The sequence below is a fragment of the Paraburkholderia sp. A3BS-1L genome (assembly GCF_051125215.1).
Classification (GTDB): Bacteria; Pseudomonadota; Gammaproteobacteria; order Burkholderiales; family Burkholderiaceae; genus Paraburkholderia.
The window spans coordinates 489,208-506,918 of sequence record NZ_CP120446.1; the positions used below are offsets into that span (position 1 = coordinate 489,208).

Consider the following 17,711-nt stretch of genomic DNA (forward strand, 5'->3'; position numbering starts at 1 on the left):
TTGCCGCCTCCTCGTGCGTCGTGTCTCACCGTCTCACGTCGACAGTTAATCCACCCTTAGCGTAAGCGCCGGGGAACCTGGGGGGTTGACATACGTCAACGTGGGCGCGTGGGTTATGGAGTGGATCGACGCGCGCATTGGTGCATGCTCCACGCCGTCGCAAATCTCGTCATGATCAACTGCACGACGTCCAGCCGCGAGCTGCGGCAGCGGCAGTGTGTGAATCCTAAGAAAATGGTTCGCTCCCAATCAGCAGATGCGGGGCAACTGCTCACCGCTGAGCATGTCCAGCGCTCGCACCGCGCCAATCGTGCGCAGGCGCACACCCGGATTGCCCTCACCGGCTTCGACGTGGCCGATGATGGTTGCCTGCTGGTCAAACCGCTGGAGGTGTTCGAGCGCGAGCGCTGCGTACTCAGGCGGCACGAGCGCAACAAACCGGCCTTCGTTAGCCACATAGAGCGGATCGAGGCCCAGTATTTCGCACGCGCCGCGTACCGAATCCGAGACCGGAATCACAGACTCGTCAAGTTCGATGGCGATATGTGCGGTATCCGCGATCTCGATCAGTCCGGTGGCGAGTCCTCCGCGGGTCAGGTCACGCAGGCAGTGGATTTCGATTCCGGCGTTGATCAACGCGAGCACGGCGGCGGAGAGCGGTGCGCAATCGCTCGTAATTTCCATTTCGAACCCCAATCCCTCGCGAACCCCCAGAATGGCGACACCATGCCGCCCGATGTCGCCACTCAGGATCACGGCATCACCCGGTTCCACACGTTGCGGAGCAACCGGTGAGCGGGCGCGAATCAGCCCCACACCTGAGGTGTTCACGTAAAGGCCGTCACCCTTCCCCCGTTCGACAACCTTCGTATCCCCCGTCACGATTCGCACACCCGCGAAAACCGCGGCCGTTCGCATTGATTCGACGACTTTTCGCAGCAAGTCGATGCTCAAACCTTCCTCGATCACGAGGCCTACACTCAGATACTTCGGCTCGGCACCGCACATCGCCAGATCATTGACCGTGCCGTTGATCGCCAGGGTGCCAATGTCTCCGCCCGGGAAGAACAACGGCCGCACCACGTAGGAATCGGTCGTGAACGCAAGCTGCTGTCCATCGGATTCCAGCCCGAGCACGGCGCCATCATGCGTAAAATCGTCGGGCGCCACAGCAAATGCAGGCCGAAAAATATCGTCGATCAAACGGTGCGTGAGTCGTCCGCCGCCTCCATGCGCCAGTTCGATGATGCCGCTCGTGATGGCCGGCGCGGGACAGGCCAGCGACGCATAGGATGGCTCGCTCATATCGATCTCTCCGTGTCGTGACTTGCGCCGTGATCTGTTTCTCGACCTTCCATCGTCTCTGCACGGCGATAGCGATAGTAGGCCGCACAAACACCTTCTGAGGACACCATGGTTGCGCCGAGCGGATGCTCCGGCGTGCAGCGCGTGCCGAACGCCGGGCAGTCGGCAGGCTTCTTGCGGCCACGCAACAGTTCGGCAGCCATGCACTCCCCGGTCCGCTCGACCGGCATCGCTCCTTGCACGAAGCGATCGAACGCATCGAAGCAGCGATAGGCGGGTGCGAGTCCGAGCCCGCTTCGCGCGATCTCGCCCATGCCGCGCCAGTGCTGCGCCTGCACCGCGAACACTTTCTCGATGGCTTCCCGTGCCAGCACATTGCCGTCGCGCCGCACGGCACGGCAGTACTGGTTTTCCACCTCTGCCTTGCCGGCCTCGAGCTGCCGGATGCACAGATACAGGCCCTGCAGCAGATCAATCGGCTCGAAACCCGTCACGACGACAGGAACGCGATACCGGCGCGCAATCGGCTCGTACTCGCGGTAGCCCATCACCGTGCATACATGCCCCGCTGCCAGGAATCCCTGCACGACACTCGCCGGATCGCCCAGAATGGCTTCGATTGCCGGTGGCACGAGCACATGGGACACGAGCAGGAAGAAGTTCCGTATCTGCTCACGCTCCGCCTGTAGCACCGCCATGGCGGTCGCAGGCGCCGTAGTCTCGAAGCCGATTGCGAAGAACACGACCGCGCGCTCCGGCTCGCCGCGGGCGATCGCCAACGCGTCGAGCGGCGAGTAAACGATCCGGACGTCGGCACCGCGTGCCCGGGCAGCCAGGAGACTGCCGTCCTCGCCCGGCACCCGGAGCATGTCGCCGAACGAGCAGAAGGTCACCTCCGGGCGACCCGCTATCCCAATGGCAGCATCGATCATCCCCGCCGGCGTCACGCAGACCGGACAGCCCGGGCCGTGCAGCAGCGTAACGCCATGGGGAAGCATGTGGTCAATCCCGTAACGCACGATCGAATGCGTCTGGCCACCGCAAATCTCCATAATGGTCCAGGAGCGCGTTGTGATCCTGGCGATGGCATCAGCAATGCGATGGGCCTCAACGGCGTCGCGCCATTCGTCGAGATGCTTCATGTTGCATCTCCTGCCGTATCCGTAGAAGCGAAGCATGCAAGTGTCTTCAGCGCCTCGTCTTCGTCGATCACGGCGATCGCAAGGCCCGCGTGCACGAGTACGTAGTCGCCGGGCTTTGCCTCCGGGACAAAGGCAAGATTCGCGTGTTTGACAATACCGCCGAAGGCGATACGTCCCTGCCGTGTGAGGGGATCGTCTCCGTCGATGCTCAGTATTTCTCCTGGAACGGCGAGGCACATCAGCTTGTCTCCTCGATCAATGGCCGGGCCGCGAATGCCGCCTGTCCAACGGCAAGGCCGCCGTCATTTGGCGGGACGCGATGATGACACCAGACTTCGAAACCCGCCGCGCGCAGCCGTACAACGGCGAACCCCGTCAACCGCGCATTCTGGAAACAGCCGCCTGTCAGCAGCACGCGGCGAAGACCGATCTGCCGTGCCACAACGACGATGAGGTCCGCGAGCGCGCTGTGAAACGCGGCAGCGAGCACCGCCACCGGAACATTCTCCTGGCTTGCAAGCGCGAGCGCGGCAAGCGTTGGCCGCCAGTCTGCGATCAGCCTGCCGCCCTCCTCGCGCAGCACCGGGCCGGCAAGCTCGCACACATCAAGCGAACGCTCTGCGGTGCCTTCCAATGCCATGGCGGCTTCACCTTCGAAGCTTGCTCGCTGGCATACGCCCAGGATGGCCGCAGCGGCATCGAACAGCCGTCCGGCGCTCGATGTCCAGGGTGAATGGATGCCGCCCGCGAGCATCGCCGAAAAGAGCTGCCGTTCGCGCGCCGTCAACACCCCGACCGGGCGCAACCCCGTCATCGTCAATGCGGAATCGCCATAGATCGCATGCAGCGCGCCAAGGGCCGCACGGTATGGCTCCCGTGCCGCAGCCTCGCCTCCAGGCAGGCGAAATGGCTGCAATTGCGCCACGCGACGATAGCGGTCGCGCCCAAGCGCAAGAAACTCCCCGCCCCAGACGGTACCGTCGCCGCCGTATCCACTGCCGTCCCAGGCGACCCCGAGCAACGGCCCATCGAGATCGTTGTCAACCATCCCTGCCAGAACATGAGCGACGTGGTGCGGCACGCGCTTTACACATGCGGCGCTACGCTGCACATACTGTGTGCTGTAATAGTCGGGATGCGCGTCGCATGCGAAGCTCTGCGGCACCACGCCGTAGAGCGCTGTCATCGTGCAGACCGAGCGTGCAAACGCGGTGCGCGCCACGCTGCTGTCCAGGTCGCCGATATACGGTCCCAACACGAGTTGCGGTCCCGACGCAACCGCAATCGCGCTCTTTCCATGCCCACCTGGCGCCAGGCAGGTCTCAGTATTACGCGCGTGGCCCGGCTTCAATGTCAGCGCAAGCGGAGCATAGCCCCGGGCATGCCGCAGGACCACGGGCTCCCCTGCGATCACACGGACAACCGAATCGTCTACCGGGCACGCAATTGGCCGGTCATGCACCAGAAAGAGGTCGGCCAGCCCGGCGAGCCTGTCGAGCGCTTCATGCTCGTCCGCAACGATCGGTTCACCTCCCCGGTTGCCGCTGGTCGCCACGATGGGAAAACCGAGATCGTGCATTAACAGATGATGCAGTGGCGTATAGGGCAGCATGATGCCGAGCCATGGGTTTGCCGGTGCGACGCTCGATGCGATCTGGTCTGATTGCGCCCGCGAGCGCAGGAGCACGATCGGTGCCGCAGGAGAGCCCAGCAGGTGCTGTTCCGCAGGGCAGACCTCGGCGAGCGCCTGCGCATCTTCATAGCCGGGCACCATGATCGCGAAAGGCTTGGAAGGACGGTGTTTGCGCTCCCGTAGACGCCGCACCGCAAGGTCATTTCGTGCGTCGACGAGGAGCTGGAAGCCGCCCAGGCCCTTCATGGCGACGATCGCCCCCCTGCGTAGCGCATCCGCCGCCTCCTTCAACGCGTGGCGCCCCGTCGCCTGTTCCCGTCCCGCTGCACCCCATAGCATCAACCGGGGCCCGCAAACTGGGCACGCATTGGTTTCAGCATGAAAACGTCGGGAGCCAGGGTCATCGTACTCGGCCTGGCAGGCAGCGCACATCGCAAAGCGGCGCATCGTCGTGCGCACGCGATCGTAAGGGATGTCTTCGATGATGGAAAAGCGCGGCCCGCACCGTACGCATGTCGTGAATGGGTAACGATAGCGCCGGTTAGACGGGTCGCTCACCTCTTCGAGGCATTGCGCGCAGACCGCGAGGTCTGCCAGTACCACGGCAAGACTTCCCTCACTGCGTATGCTTGGCGCGATCTCGAACCCTTGCTCGCCTTTCAGCTCGACTTGACGTATACGCCGCTCCTGCACAAAAGCAGGCGGCGTCGTTTCGCTCTCGAGCCTTGCAACGAATCGCTTCAGTGCATCAAGCGGCCCTTCGACTTCGAGCGTCACGCCTTGCCCCGTGTTGCATACGAAGCCGGCGAGTCCTTCACTTACTGCGAGCCGGTGCACAAACGGGCGGAACCCGACGCCCTGCACGGCGCCGCTCGCCTCGATATGCAGCCGTTCGCGCGGTTCCCGCGCCGGCAGCGCAAGCAGGTGCGAGTTCATCCCGTATCGTCCTTGCTCTCTGGCACGTCGAGTTCGAGCCGCTGGAGAATCACATGCTGCGCCTGCGTGTGGCGCGTGTCGTCCGAAGGCTCGATGTGCAATGCTGCCCCTTCTGCAGCGGTACCGCGGGCCTCCTCCTCGAAGTGGTCACGGAAATGCTCCGGCGAGAAGGTCGTGAGCGCGCCAATCCACACATGCACGCCACTGACCCTGCTTGCACCGGCCTCATGGGCCGCGCGCACGATGCGGCTGATGAGATCGCGTACGATTCCTGTTTCATGCATTGTCAGTCCCCTCCCGCACGTTTCGCCGAAGCCTGTTCGCTTCCGCGACGACCTGCCCGACAACCTCGTCAGCGGCGGCTATGACTTCGGGTGTCATCGGTGCGCCAGCGTCGAACGAAGCGCCCTCGATTGCATAGACGACGATGTCCTGCGGGGCGGTGCCGAGCGCCTCGGCAAGCGCAATCACCTCCGCCAGTCCGAGTGCATGGCTGGACGCGAACGACATGGTCCGATCGAGTTGGCCGGTTGCCAGATCGACCCGCCTGACGCGACCCGGCGATCCATCGGGCACGGCAGCATCGATGCAGATCAGCGCGTCGACAGCCTCCATGTCGTCGCCAAGATCCATCATGTCGCCGCTGCGGGTCAGTACCGAGACATCGGCCGGCAGGCGACTGGCGAGCCGGTGCGCGACGAGACAGCCAATGCCGTCGTCACCGCGATCCGGATTGCCGATCCCGATTACGCGAACACAGCGCGCTCCAGGTTGAAAAGCCTGTTCTCCGGTCGCCTTTGTCATGGTCGATCCACCGTCAACTTGAGAAAATGTGCGGAGCACGAAATGCACGGGTCGTAATTCCTCACGCTGCGCTCGCAACGATCCCGGATCACTTCGTCAGGCTCGTCGACAAGCGGTGCTGCAATCGCTGCAAGGTCGGTCTCCATGCTCGCCTGATTTTGCGATGTCGGCGGCACGATTCGCGCGCTCCGGATTGCGCCGTCCGCGGCAATGTCATACCGATGCCAGCATATGCCACGCGGCGCCTCCGTACAGCCATAGCCGACTGCCGCACGGGGCTCGACAGGCATTGCTGCCAGCTCCGGCGGCTCATAGGCCGCAATCAGCCTGAGCACCTCGTCGCACGCAAAGACGATCTCCAGCGCGCGCACGACAATGCTGCGAAACGGGTTGTGACAGACCGGGCCCAGGCCGACCTCACCGGCAAGCGCGCGCACATGCGCCGGCAGACGCTCGAAGTTAAGCGCATAGCGCGCCAGCGGACCGACGAGATACGCACCGCGCCGTCTGACGAACGCATGCAGCGCAGTCGAATGACGAACGTGACGCTCCTCGAACTCGGATTCGTAGGCGCAAGTCTCGATGTCGATACCGCGACTCGAAACGAGGCGCCCGTCGTTGAAAGGGTACTCTTCGGCTTGGCGTAACGCGACAAACTCGTAGTCGCGCTCGAACTCGGGAAACGGGAAGGTGGCGACCCACCGCACGAGTTCGACTGCCATATCGCGTGCGCGCTCGAGGCTGGCAGCAAGCGGTGCGAGCTCTGCCCGTTCAGGCAGGCGGTAGAAGCCCCCCACCTTGACGTTGACCGGGTGAATTTCACGGCCGCCGAGCGTGCGCATCACCTCGTTGCCGGCTTTCTTGATCGCAAGTCCGCGCCGGACCGCATCGCCGTGTTCGCGGGCCATTGAGACGGCATCCGGAAACCCCAAAAAATCCGGCGCGTGCAGCATGACGACGTGCAGCGCATGGCTCTCGATCCATTCGCCGCAATAGAGTAGCCGCCTCAGCGCTCGAAGCTGTCCGTCGACTCGCACGCCGAAGGCGTTTTCAATCGCGTGAACGGCGCTCATCTGATAGGCGACCGGACAAATACCGCAAATACGCGCCACGATGTCGGGAACCTCCGAATAGCCGCGCCCTCGCAACATGGCTTCGAACAGACGCGGCGGTTCGAAGATATTGAGCCGGGCCGAACTCACCCGGCCGTTTCGAATGCGCAACTCGAGCGCCCCTTCTCCTTCGACGCGAGCGAGGTAGTCGACGCTGATCGTTCTCGTTCTAGTCGCCATGGACCTCACTCTCCTTCCGGAACGGCTCCGCTGCGGCGTTAAACGTCCGGAAGGCCCTGTGTATCTCGCGCGGACTGGCGCCCAGCGCCTGCCATTCACGCGCGAGCGCAGCCGTGTTGGGTGTCTCCATCGGGCCGTAGCAACCGTAGCAGCCGCGCCGGAACGACGGGCAGATCGCGCCGCAGCCGGCATGCGTCACCGGTCCGAGGCAAGGCGTGCCCTGCACCATGACGCATACGGTGCCGCGTCGCTTGCATTCGACGCACACGCTGTGTGCCGCAATCGCTGGCTTGCGGCCAATGAGAAACGCGGAAATCACCTCGAGCAGCTGGACCTTGTTGACCGGACAGCCCTGCAATTCATAATCGACCGGAACGTGAGCGGAAACAGGCGTGGACGTCGCAAGCGTCCTGATGTATAGCGGCGAGGCATAGACTGCGGCAACCCACTCCTTCACGTCGGCAAAATTGCGCAACGCCTGAATGCCGCCTGCCGTCGCGCACGCGCCAATCGTGACCAGGTGCCGCGATTGCCGGCGGATCTGACGGATGCGCCTCGCATCGTGGGCGGTCGTGATCGAACCTTCCACGAGCGACAGATCGTAGGGGCCACCGCCCATCATACTCGATGCTTCGGGAAAGTTCGCGATCTCGATCGCTCCGGCGAGTGCAAGCAGTTCGTCCTCACAGTCGAGTAACGAAAGCTGGCACCCATCGCAGGAGGCGAACTTCCAGACAGCGAGCCGTGGCCGCCGCAGGTCTCCCATGTCATATCTCGCGTACAGTGAGAAAATTCGCGATGCCGTCGTAGCGCATCACCGGCCCGTCCCTGCAAATGAAGGCCGGCCCGAACTGGCAGTGACCACACAGGCCGATCGCACACTTCATGTTGCGCTCCATCGACAGATAGATCCGCTCGGCAGGCAACCCTTTCTCGCGCAGCGCGCTGATGCAGAAGCGCATCATCACTTCCGGTCCGCAGATGAGTGCCGTTGCCGCGCTGATGTCGAATGTCGCGCGGGTGACCAGTGAAGGCACGACGCCAACGTGGCCACGCCAGCCGGCATCCGCGTGGTCAACGGTGACGTCGACCTCGATGTCGAGCTGCCGACGCCATCGCTCCAGTTGGGCGCGATAGAGAATCTCTTTGGGGTGGCGGCAGCCGAACAGGATGGCGACCCGGCCGTAGCGTCCCCGATTGGCAAGAATGTCGTGGATGGCAGGGCGCAGCGGCGCAAGACCGAGCCCGCCCGCCACGATGACGATGTCCGTCCCGGCGGCTGCCTCCATCGGCCAGCCCTTGCCGAATGGCCCGCGCAAGCCGATGAGCGCGCCTGCGGCCATCCTGGAGAGCGCACCGCTGACCGCCCCGACGTCGCGAACGGTGTGGACGAACGTGTCGTGCGCGGCCGGATTGCCGCTCACGCTGATCGCAGCCTCGCCCACACCGAAAGCGTAAAGCATGTTGAACTGCCCGGGCGCGAAGGCTGGACGCACACCCGATAAAGGCGTGAGCTCCAGGCTGACGGTATCCGCGAGTTCCCGGTGCCTGCGCACGACGCGATAGCTGCGCGGTACAAAGGGATTGTCGGGCCCGGCTTCGACGGCCTCAGCGTTTTCCATAGACATCGAGAATCTGCAGGCGGGTGGCATGAAGGCGCTGCGTGAGGATCGGCAAAAAGCGCTTCATCATTTCGTAGCCAAGATGGTGATCGCTTTCGCATTTGCCACGCAGGCAGGCGGCATCAATGCCGATCGCCCGCGTCAGCTCCATCGCCCGTACGTCGAACAACCATCGATACGGTGGAACGAGCCACGATGCGCCGACGGTCTCGCCCTCGCCCAGCGTCTCGAACACGACCGGCTTTCGTCCTGGTTCGACAATCTCCAGCGCGACGCGTCCATGGCGGAGCAGAAAGAACTCCTCAGCGGGCTCGCCCTCGTGGAAAAGATACTGCCCCTCGTCGAACCGGCAGTTTCGCGCGCAGCCCTGAACGAGCCGCAGATGCCCGGCCTCGAAGCCGGCGAAAAACGGGTGCCCGGCCAGGATGCGCTCAAGCCCCTCCATCGTCCTCTCCATGACGGGCGGTATCCGGCGCCGCCCGCAATGCCGCGACTTCTGCCGTAATATCGATGCCCACCGGGCACCACGTAATGCACCGTCCACAACCGACACAGCCGGAGGTGCCAAACTGATCGATCCAGCTGGCGAGCTTGTGCGTCAGCCACTGGCGATAGCGCGACTGCCTCGTCTGGCGCACGCTGCCCCCGTGGATATACGAAAAATCAAGGGTAAAGCACGAATCCCAGCTGCGTATGCGCCCGGCGGTGTTCCCCGAAAGATCGGAATGGTCCTCCACCGTCGTGCAAAAGCAGGTCGGACAGACCATCGTGCAATTGCCACAGCTCAGGCACCTGTCGGCGACTTCGGCCCAACGCGGATGGTGCGGGTTATCCAGAAGGAGATTCCTGATTCCGTCGGTCTGCATCGAGCGGCCCATCTGGCCTGCCGTGTGCGCCACGACGGCCTGTGCCGCCGCCATCTGCGCGTCCGTTGCCGGCTGATGGGGAATACCCTCGAGGAGCGCCGCGCCCGCAGTGCTACCGGTTTCGACGACAAGCGCTCCCCCGAAATCCTGAGGCAATTCCGTCAGCGCGAGATCAAATCCGGATTCGACAGCCGGTCCCGTTTGCATGGACACGCAGAAACACGTTCCGCCCGCCTGCCCGCAATTGACCGCAACGATGAAGGCATCCTGCCGGCGCGATGCATAACCTTGATCGACGCAGGGGCCGCCACTGAAAACGCGATCCTGCACCTGGATCGCGTGGAGTTCGCAGGAGCGTACGCCGATAAACGCGAGTTTCCGGGGCATTTCCGCGGCGGGCGAGAAGGTCACGACGCCATCATCGCCCTCATGCGCGGTGAACAGGCCTTCGACGGGGGGATGCAGAAAGCGCTTCCAGGAGTGCGGGCCGACAGCAAATCCGAAGAGCGCCGCATCCCCGCGTCGTTCGAGCTGATAGCGCCCCGCGTCCTGCCTGTCCGTCCAGCCTGCGGGGAAATCGTCGACGCTGGCCACATCGTCGTAGACGATCGCACCGTCTTTCATAGTCGGTCCCAGCACACGATAGCCCTGCCCGGCGAGTGCGTCGACCAGGGACTGGATGCCCTCGCGGGAGCCGATTACCGACAGCTCCCGGGTTGGGGAATGGTCGATCATGTATGTCACCACATCCTCAACGGCTCACGGAGCTCATTGCGTGCCGTATCCGGACTACGTTAAGACCCGCATCACGAGTCCCGCGACGCCATGCTGGTCACCCCTTACCCTCGATGAGCCATTCGCGCGCCTGCGCCGACTGGCAAACGTCGAAGATACGCAGTTCCCCGGGAATCAGGAAGCGGAAGACGCTGAGGGTGATCGGCATCCACTCGATGTCCGTCACAACCGCCACGCGTTCCCATTGCGTCAGGTGCTGCACGCCAAGCTTGAAGTCTTCCCATGCGGCGCCGGGATCCATGCCGGAAAACTCCGGCCCACTTCGAAATAGCACCGCACCTTCCGGTGGGCGTTGAGCGCCCGCTCCATCGCGGGAATCAGGACGTTTTCGTAGTCCTTTCTTGTCACGCGCCCCTTTGTTACAAATCTCGCAACACCGTCCGGCAGATTTGCCACTATCTCTATTATCTCTGCTCCTTTTGGCGCCTCTGGCAAACCAGGAGAAACGCCCGAGTCAGGGTACAACGACCACCGGCACGGATGCGAGACTCACGAGCGCCTGCGAGACACTGCCCAGCGGCAGACCGGCAACGCGTCCCGTCCCGCGCTTGCCGACGACAATCGTCTGGGCGTTCTTTTGCCCAGCAATTTCGATCAGCGTTGGGGCGACCTCTCCGGCTCTCGATTCCAGTTCAACCGATTTAGCCCCGATGGACCATGCGCGGTCTCGCGCGTCCTTGAGGGTTTCGGCGGAAAGTGCTGCCAACATTTCGTCAAACCAGACCTTGCGCGCCTGCGTCAGGCTTCTGAGCGCTTTTTCCGGGAGGCCGTATCCGCCGATGACATTGACGATCAAAAGTCCCAGGTTCTCGCGACTGGCCCAACGGGCCGCATACTCGACTGCCCTGTTAGCCCCCCGGAACCATCTATCGCCGCGACAATCCAGTTCATGATCGTCCTGCCCTGCCCGCTACATTCCCACCGTGGCCGGTGTGGCGCACGTATGATCCTCGACCGCTTTCACACCAGGTACGCTTTCAGCCGCGACCCGCAATGCCTGCACCTGAGCGGGGGACCACACGTAGTAACCAAACAGGTGGACGACGCCGTTCCTGACAATGATGTTGCGGCCAGACAGGGCCCAGTTATGGCTGGCAATCTCCCCCATCAGCATGGCCCGGATCTCGCGATCACTCACGGCCTGAAGCGTATTGGGCTCAAGAGGCGCAATGGAGAGCGCCTGAACAAGATTGGCCCGGCTGACAATGCCGACCACCTCGTCTCCGCGCATCACCGGCACGCGTCTGATGTGATGGATTTCAAGAAGACTGGCGACTTCATCTAGCGGCGTCGCCTCGTCGACGGTGACTACGCCCGCCGTCATGACGTCTTTCACCAGCCGCGCGTGCGCCTTGACATAGGCTGCGGCATCATGACTGGCTGAGAAGATTTCGAGCCAGCGCGAACGGCGGGGCTCTCCCGTCCCGAGTTCAACCCGATGCAGCAGATCACCGTCGCTGATCATGCCGAGCAAATGTCCCTGCGGGTCGAGGACCGGCGCTCCACTAATTTCGTGTTCGACGAGAAGTGCTGCTGCTTCCCGCACGGTCAGGTCCGGCTTGACCGACACGACATCCCGATTCATGACGTCGACAGCTTGCATGGCCATCTCCTTGCACCCTGAACGCTTCGCGCACCGCTGTTTGTTGCCGTAGAAGGAGCCTATGCTGGCCCGACACGGGCACGTTGACCTGCATCAATCGGTTTCAAGGTGGATCGCCATGGCTTTTCCGTCCGCCCGGCGCGCAGTTGCCTGTGACGGGACGGTCGAGCCCGCACGCTTTAACTCGGGTTTCCCACGCGCGTGCTGTTTGCCCCAGCGGGCAATCTCAGGCCCGGGGTGCCCCGCAACGTATGCGATTTCCCAAATCAACGGTTGCGTCCCGGCGCTGCGCGGGCTGCGGCGGCCATGTAACGGGAAAACCTGCTCGCCAGGGCAGGATGCCCTTTGATGATTCAGGTCAATCCGCTGTTCCGCCGAAGCACTAGCCTGCAAATTATCATGAACCGGTTTCGGTTCCCGCTGGGTCGCTGTAGCGGCTTGCTGGAGGCATATGATGAAACGGTTGAACGGCTTAATTACGTCTTTGCTGGCGTCAGGCGCGTTAGCGGTGGCGCCCGGGATATTGGCGCGGGAACTGTCGCCGTTGTCGCCCTCCACGCAGGGCTGCGTGGTCTATATCAGTGGCGGAATTGGCGCAGGCCAGCAGCAGGCCATTCGCGCAGGAAGGACTATAACCTCCGTACGACGTTTGCAACGAAAGGTACCGGCGCGTACCTCTCCGACGTACGCGTGTCCATCCAGAACGCGCAGGGCAAGATACTCATGAGTGCCGTCTCCAGCGGACCGTTCTTCCTCGCGAAGGTACCGGCCGGGCAATACACGGTGAGCGCAGCAATGGTGGGCAGGTCCAGACCCGCGTGGTCAGGCTCAGCAAGACTACTCCCGCGGACCTGCACTTCTATTGGGTAGAAAAATAATCGAAATTCTTGCTACGCAACTGTGGATGCACACGCGGTGAAAGCCAATGATGCGTGACGCGGGACGAAAATCCGTTCTCCTCGCACGGCCCGGGCACCGCCGAGCGCAACATTGCCCGGAAGTATTGAGCGCGCGTCGCGTTGCCTGCGGAGAACGCACCTGAAGTGGAGTCTGAGGTGAAACACTTTCGCTGGTTGGACGCGGCGGGTCAGTGGATTGGCACTGCGGTGCACTGGAGCGATCTGCAGTCCGCGCTGCATGCCGGTCTCCAAAACAACCCGGAGTGGGTCATCGTCTACGCAACAGCATTCGGCTTTTGCTGCGTCTATCATGACCGGGAGATCGAATTTGCTCATATCGACGACTTCCGGGCGTGGGCCGAGCAAGCTGGTGTACAGCTTTATTTCATCGGCCTGTGAACGAGCATATCGCCCGATCCGCGCGCGGAACGTGAGCGCTGCCCCCAGCGGCAAATACAAAACGCTTATATAAATTTATATAAAGATACCCGACGTACTCAGGTCGCGCCGCCGCGCCCTGTCGAGCACTTTGAACTGCGCGCCCATCTCCACGCGGGTCCCGGTTGGGCCACGAAAACCGCGGGCTTTGATCACCGCGCCTTCCCTTTCCATCACCTTGCAGGGTCCCACCTCCTTGACGTCGATTAATTCGACATCCAGATTCATCGACGATAGTTTTCAAGTTAAGCGCGTTGTGCGACTGATCACCCTCACGACCGCTATGGAGTCGGGTCAGAGGACACACCATGGAACGAATCGAAAACCGCACATACGCGGAGTTAAACGTTGGCGACTCGGCGAGCTTGGTGCGAACGCTCACGCACCGCGACCTCGAACTGTATTCCGCCATGGCTGGGGATGCGACCACCATGAGTCTGGACCAGAGCATCGCACGCAGTGCCCCGTTGCCGAATAGAATAACGTGGCACACGGCATGTGGGCCGGCGCCCTGCTCTCGACCGTAATCGGCGCGCGCCTTCCCGGGCCCGGCACTGTCTGCGTGGACCAGTCCCTTCACGTTGCGAAACCGCTCGCACTCGGCGACACGATTACCGTGTCGGTACGCGTCATCGGCAAGGACGACGCCAGGCATCGGGTCACACTGGAGTGCCGTGCTGTTGACCAGCGTGGCGGGGACGTCATCACGGGCATTACAGAAGTCGTTGCTCCAACAGAAAAAATCCTGCGTCCGGCCGAAGCGCTTCCCGAATTCGAACTGTTCGAGAAAGGTCGACGCTACACGCGTCTCATCGCAATGACGCGCGGACTCGAGCCGTTACGAACCGCCGTCGTGCATCCAGTGGATTCGGCATCACTCGCTGGTGCCATCGAGGCCGCGCGTGCGAACCTCATCATCCCGCTACTTGTCGGACCAGATGCAAGCATTCGCGCGACTGCGGATCGGGCCCACCTTGATCTCACGCCCTGTAAGATCGTGGCCACCGCGGATAGCGAAGCCGCGGCCGCGCAAGCCGTGGCGATGGCTCGAACCGGCAAGGTCCAGGCACTCATGAAAGGCGCGCTTCACACCGATGAACTGATGCACGTCGTGGTCGACGACGAGCGCGGCTTGCGCACAGCGCGACGTATCAGCCACGTCTTTGCGATCGACGCGCCCGCCTATCCAAGGCCGTTATTCGTCACAGACGCAGCCATTAACGTTTCTCCCACCCTCGACGACGAGCGCGACATAATTCAAAACGCGATCGATCTCGCACATGCGCTGGGCATTGCCGAGCCGCGTGTCGCAATACTCTCCGCCGGCGAGATTGTCACCGGCAAATTGCGCTCTACGCTCGATGCCGCGGGCAGGTTCGACAAGCGTCAGAACCGGATTGAGAAAAGCGTGCAACGATATCTCGACCTGATTTGAAACTGCAGACTGAACCAGTCGAACTGGGTTCGCCTTGAAGACCGATCGGCTGTACGAGATAATCGCCCGCTCGCGCCAGCAGATGCGTGAGTTCATACAAATCAAGAAGCAACCGAAAAAATGACCAGACAAAAATCCGGAAACTTACAGTCTAGTTGTCTACACAACTATCAGGTTTCAGTCAGCGTTGCGTTTTTACTTGATGTGCTGCTGGCCGATGCCCTGTTTGCCGGTCCGATCCGGCTCAGTTCCACTGCGTGTCTGCCCGCCTTGCGCTTGGACATCACGACGATCGATATACGATGCCCCTCATAGGCGCGGGATTTTTGCTACGTTGCACGGACTCGACCGCTGACTACGCAAGGGCGACGATCCGGCCGCCACGGAGCGGCATCGATATCATCGCGACGCGCGGTAGGTCGGGACCATTCAGGACGGTTGCCGGCCGCAGCGGTGCCGAGGCCAGGCGGCGTGGTAACAAAACCGCCGCGTCGACGTTCTTTTTGCCGTTTCAAAAGTCTGTGGTTCGACAGAGGTTCTTACCGTGGACGCGGTGGTACCTTCTTTCTCTCCAGCGTGCCCTGCGCGGCGATCGCACCAGTCGCAGTCGGTGGTCCCTTCAGAATTGACTCGAATGCTACACCTATTAGCGCCCCGGCAAATGGCCCGATTACATAGACCCACGCCGCGTCAAAATCCCGAAGAATGAGGCCAGGACCAAGTGAGCGCACCGGGTTCATCGAAGCGCCGCTGATCGGCGCACCCCATAGCCCGGCGACAGCGATGTAGCTGCCGACCGCGATGGCGCCATTGTTCCCAATGTTGCGCGCGCCCGAGGCGGTGCCCAAGATTGTATTTACCAGACCGGCAGTGAGCAGCACTTCCATTAACAGCGCCTGCAGGGAACTCACGTCTGTGCCTGGTCTCGTTGCACCGAGGTCGCCAACAGTCCCAAACATAATGCGCAGGAAGATTGCGGCCGCGATACCCCCCACAAACTGACCGAAGATGTAGCCGGGAACGCGATCCCATGGAAAATTCCGCCGTATCGCGAAGGCGAAGGTGACGGCCGGATTAAGGTGTGCGCCGCTTACCGTCCCCATGAAGTAGATGATGACCATGACCATCAGACCCGGCGCTACCACGGCCATGCTCTGGCTGACTGCGCCCCCGCTCTTCGCTGCGACAACGTCCGCGCCAGCGGCCACCACGACAAGCAGGAATGTTCTCCAGATCTCCGAGAAAATACGCCGCCATTCAACCGACGAATCCAGAAAAGTGGGGGACATCGTTTCGCGAAGCATACGTTGCTGCTGGCCGCTATTCTCGATCTCCTTTCCTGATTTCATCTTGACCTCCAATAGTTGAATTCATAGCGATGGGTGGCACCTATCGACCTGTCCGGGTTTCCATCGGCATAGCTGTTGTGACCGGTTTTGCCTCCGGCGCGACAGATGCACCCGTTCGCGGACTGGAAAGTCGCAGGCGGGAACTTGATATGCCCGATAGCGCTTGCTTGAGCGCGGCGCTTTGTGCCGAAGGGATTTCGGCGAAATTGACCACATAGAACGTTACACTGTAGGAGACCGTCCGGCCGCGGATTCTTTGCACCGTGACTTCTGGGGGCGGGTCGCGGAGCACATGGCTGCCTTTGAGGACGGCCGCGATGAGGACCTCTGTTACCGTGTCGGCGGATGACTGGGCGTCGAAGTCGATGCTGATGCTGGCAGGGTGAGGCCTCCTGGGTAGGCAGTGATTGGTTACGCACGATTTGGCGATGCTGCTGTTCGGAATAATCGTAATGTCGCCGCTCCGGTCGCGAAGCCGCGTCGCCCGCCAGTTGATCTCGATTACCTCGCCCTCACTGGCTCCGTCGACCGTTATCCAGTCGCCGGCGCGGAAAGGGCCTTCAATGTTGAGCGCTATGCCAGAAAAGAGATCGGCCAAGGTACTTTGCAGTGCAAGCCCGAGCACCACAGCAACGATCCCCGACGTCGCTACCAGTCCCACTACTGGTTGGTGAAACGCAAACTTCAGGATGCCGAACAGAGCGCCAAGATAGATCAATCCAGAGACAAGATCGGAAAGGATTTCGCGCCTCTTGAGTTGTCCGTCAGAGGGAAAAAGAAACCGGTGCAATACATATCGGAGCAGGGCTGCAGCCAACCAGGCCGCGAGGCACCACCACGCGATAGTAGCGCCGCTGAGAGCAACATCAGCTGTTGCTGCGCCAGCATCCGTCATCAGACGACGGAAGTAGTTTCCCCCCACCAGAATCGCGGTGAGTGTGATAAACGCGACTCCACCAAAGACCCTCTTTCCAGCAATTCGTCGGTTATCCATGACCGTCGCCTAGCAGGCTTTGAAACGCGCGCCGTTTTGAGTTTTCAAAATATCGGATCCAGCCGGAGAACCAGTTGATCTATCACAATCGCGGGCCTGCCCGCATAGCGTCGGAAAGATCGTGCACGGGTCAGTCGTGCGTCAGAGCGAAGCCGGTGGCAAAGTCACCGCCACCGGCTCGCGAACGTCCTTCGGTCGGACTGCGGAGCTCGTGCGCATGGCCAGCGCGCCCAGCTGTATGCAGCGCACAATTTTTTCTCGACCGTCAAGCGCCTCGTCGCCTTCGACCTCCCGATCGTCATACTGTTCAACCTCAACCTTTACGTGGAGACGCATAATCTTCCGTCGACCGGCACCGTGGTGTTCGCGCCGTTGCCGCTCGTAACATCGGGGGACGACGCACCCGAACTCATTGCGAAATCCAGTCGGCCCGGCGTGCGTGTTTGCATGGCTAGCGGCGACGCGATGGAGACGGCGCGCGCAAACGGAGAGCGACTCGACGGCCGTGCGCATCCGGCGGCGGTGACCCTGCGCCATGCATTGCACGCGTCGCGTCCAGATTTTCCGCATGCGTCGGTCCGGTATGATCAACATGTTG

20 protein-coding genes are annotated in these 17,711 nt (G+C 62.1%); 2 read left to right on the top strand and 18 right to left on the bottom strand.

Annotation, left to right across the window (positions count from 1 at the left end; genetic code table 11):
- Nucleotides 1-249: 249 nt before the first annotated feature.
- The 15 genes from hypE to P5W99_RS37915 all read right to left on the bottom strand — a co-directional run bounded on the left by hypE (nucleotide 250) and on the right by P5W99_RS37915 (nucleotide 12,556).
- Nucleotides 250-1,305, bottom strand: a complete 1,056-nt coding sequence (gene hypE, locus P5W99_RS37845; protein WP_434666898.1) for a hydrogenase expression/formation protein HypE — start codon at nucleotides 1,303-1,305, stop codon at nucleotides 250-252.
- Nucleotides 1,302-2,447 carry a hydrogenase formation protein HypD gene (hypD, locus tag P5W99_RS37850; protein WP_434666901.1) on the bottom strand — a complete coding sequence of 382 codons (1,146 nt, stop codon included), beginning with the start codon at nucleotides 2,445-2,447 and terminating at the stop codon, nucleotides 1,302-1,304. The genes hypE and hypD overlap by 4 nt, the downstream gene beginning before the upstream one ends.
- Nucleotides 2,444-2,686, bottom strand: a complete 243-nt coding sequence (locus P5W99_RS37855) for a HypC/HybG/HupF family hydrogenase formation chaperone (protein ID WP_434666904.1) — start codon at nucleotides 2,684-2,686, stop codon at nucleotides 2,444-2,446. The genes hypD and P5W99_RS37855 overlap by 4 nt, the downstream gene beginning before the upstream one ends.
- Nucleotides 2,686-5,016: a carbamoyltransferase HypF gene (hypF, locus tag P5W99_RS37860; RefSeq protein ID WP_434666906.1), complete on the bottom strand. Its 2,331-nt coding sequence runs from the start codon at nucleotides 5,014-5,016 to the stop codon at nucleotides 2,686-2,688. The genes P5W99_RS37855 and hypF overlap by 1 nt, the downstream gene beginning before the upstream one ends.
- Nucleotides 5,013-5,300 carry a hydrogenase maturation nickel metallochaperone HypA gene (locus P5W99_RS37865; protein ID WP_434666908.1) on the bottom strand — a complete coding sequence of 96 codons (288 nt, stop codon included), beginning with the start codon at nucleotides 5,298-5,300 and terminating at the stop codon, nucleotides 5,013-5,015. Before P5W99_RS37865 ends, hypF begins: the two co-directional genes overlap by 4 nt.
- Nucleotides 5,293-5,820, bottom strand: coding sequence for a hydrogenase maturation protease (locus P5W99_RS37870; protein WP_434666911.1), 528 nt, complete (start codon nucleotides 5,818-5,820; stop codon nucleotides 5,293-5,295). The genes P5W99_RS37865 and P5W99_RS37870 overlap by 8 nt, the downstream gene beginning before the upstream one ends.
- On the bottom strand, nucleotides 5,817-7,211 hold the full coding sequence (locus P5W99_RS37875; protein ID WP_434666914.1) for a Ni/Fe hydrogenase subunit alpha: 1,395 nt from the start codon (nucleotides 7,209-7,211) through the stop codon (nucleotides 5,817-5,819). Before P5W99_RS37875 ends, P5W99_RS37870 begins: the two co-directional genes overlap by 4 nt.
- The gene (locus P5W99_RS37880; protein WP_434666916.1) at nucleotides 7,102-7,878 is read right to left on the bottom strand and encodes an oxidoreductase; all 777 of its coding nucleotides are present in this window, start codon (nucleotides 7,876-7,878) and stop codon (nucleotides 7,102-7,104) included. The genes P5W99_RS37875 and P5W99_RS37880 overlap by 110 nt, the downstream gene beginning before the upstream one ends.
- Before the next feature lies 1 nt (nucleotide 7,879).
- The gene (locus P5W99_RS37885; protein WP_434666919.1) at nucleotides 7,880-8,734 is read right to left on the bottom strand and encodes an FAD/NAD(P)-binding protein; all 855 of its coding nucleotides are present in this window, start codon (nucleotides 8,732-8,734) and stop codon (nucleotides 7,880-7,882) included.
- Nucleotides 8,721-9,179: a cyclic nucleotide-binding domain-containing protein gene (locus P5W99_RS37890; RefSeq protein WP_434666922.1), complete on the bottom strand. Its 459-nt coding sequence runs from the start codon at nucleotides 9,177-9,179 to the stop codon at nucleotides 8,721-8,723. The genes P5W99_RS37885 and P5W99_RS37890 overlap by 14 nt, the downstream gene beginning before the upstream one ends.
- The gene (locus tag P5W99_RS37895; RefSeq protein WP_434666923.1) at nucleotides 9,166-10,335 is read right to left on the bottom strand and encodes a 4Fe-4S dicluster domain-containing protein; all 1,170 of its coding nucleotides are present in this window, start codon (nucleotides 10,333-10,335) and stop codon (nucleotides 9,166-9,168) included. Before P5W99_RS37895 ends, P5W99_RS37890 begins: the two co-directional genes overlap by 14 nt.
- A gap of 97 nt (nucleotides 10,336-10,432) precedes the next feature.
- On the bottom strand, nucleotides 10,433-10,636 hold the full coding sequence (locus P5W99_RS37900) for an STAS/SEC14 domain-containing protein (RefSeq protein WP_434666926.1): 204 nt from the start codon (nucleotides 10,634-10,636) through the stop codon (nucleotides 10,433-10,435).
- Between the two features lie 213 nt (nucleotides 10,637-10,849).
- A complete protein-coding gene (locus P5W99_RS37905) occupies nucleotides 10,850-11,191 on the bottom strand; it encodes a universal stress protein (RefSeq protein ID WP_434666929.1) in 342 nt (113 codons plus the stop codon).
- Between the two features lie 114 nt (nucleotides 11,192-11,305).
- A complete protein-coding gene (locus P5W99_RS37910) occupies nucleotides 11,306-11,998 on the bottom strand; it encodes a CBS domain-containing protein (RefSeq protein WP_434666931.1) in 693 nt (230 codons plus the stop codon).
- A 93-nt stretch (nucleotides 11,999-12,091) separates the two neighbouring features.
- On the bottom strand, nucleotides 12,092-12,556 hold the full coding sequence (locus P5W99_RS37915) for a hypothetical protein (protein WP_434666933.1): 465 nt from the start codon (nucleotides 12,554-12,556) through the stop codon (nucleotides 12,092-12,094).
- A 497-nt stretch (nucleotides 12,557-13,053) separates the two neighbouring features.
- Here P5W99_RS37915 and P5W99_RS37920 point away from each other — a divergent pair, with 497 nt between their 5' ends.
- The gene (locus tag P5W99_RS37920) at nucleotides 13,054-13,296 is read left to right on the top strand and encodes a hypothetical protein (protein WP_434666936.1); all 243 of its coding nucleotides are present in this window, start codon (nucleotides 13,054-13,056) and stop codon (nucleotides 13,294-13,296) included.
- Between the two features lie 75 nt (nucleotides 13,297-13,371).
- On the opposite strand, the gene P5W99_RS37925 is transcribed toward P5W99_RS37920, so the two are convergent.
- A complete protein-coding gene (locus tag P5W99_RS37925) occupies nucleotides 13,372-13,563 on the bottom strand; it encodes a hypothetical protein (RefSeq protein ID WP_434666938.1) in 192 nt (63 codons plus the stop codon).
- Between the two features lie 256 nt (nucleotides 13,564-13,819).
- Here P5W99_RS37925 and P5W99_RS37930 point away from each other — a divergent pair, with 256 nt between their 5' ends.
- The gene (locus P5W99_RS37930) at nucleotides 13,820-14,770 is read left to right on the top strand and encodes a bifunctional enoyl-CoA hydratase/phosphate acetyltransferase (RefSeq protein ID WP_434666941.1); all 951 of its coding nucleotides are present in this window, start codon (nucleotides 13,820-13,822) and stop codon (nucleotides 14,768-14,770) included.
- A 539-nt stretch (nucleotides 14,771-15,309) separates the two neighbouring features.
- On the opposite strand, the gene P5W99_RS37935 is transcribed toward P5W99_RS37930, so the two are convergent.
- Together P5W99_RS37935 and P5W99_RS37940 are read right to left on the bottom strand one after the other, a co-directional pair.
- Complete coding sequence (locus P5W99_RS37935; RefSeq protein ID WP_434666944.1) at nucleotides 15,310-16,119, bottom strand: MIP/aquaporin family protein; 810 nt, start codon at nucleotides 16,117-16,119, stop codon at nucleotides 15,310-15,312.
- Nucleotides 16,120-16,159: 40 nt separating this feature from the next.
- The gene (locus P5W99_RS37940) at nucleotides 16,160-17,113 is read right to left on the bottom strand and encodes a mechanosensitive ion channel family protein (protein ID WP_434666947.1); all 954 of its coding nucleotides are present in this window, start codon (nucleotides 17,111-17,113) and stop codon (nucleotides 16,160-16,162) included.
- Between the last annotated feature and the right edge of the window lie 598 nt (nucleotides 17,114-17,711).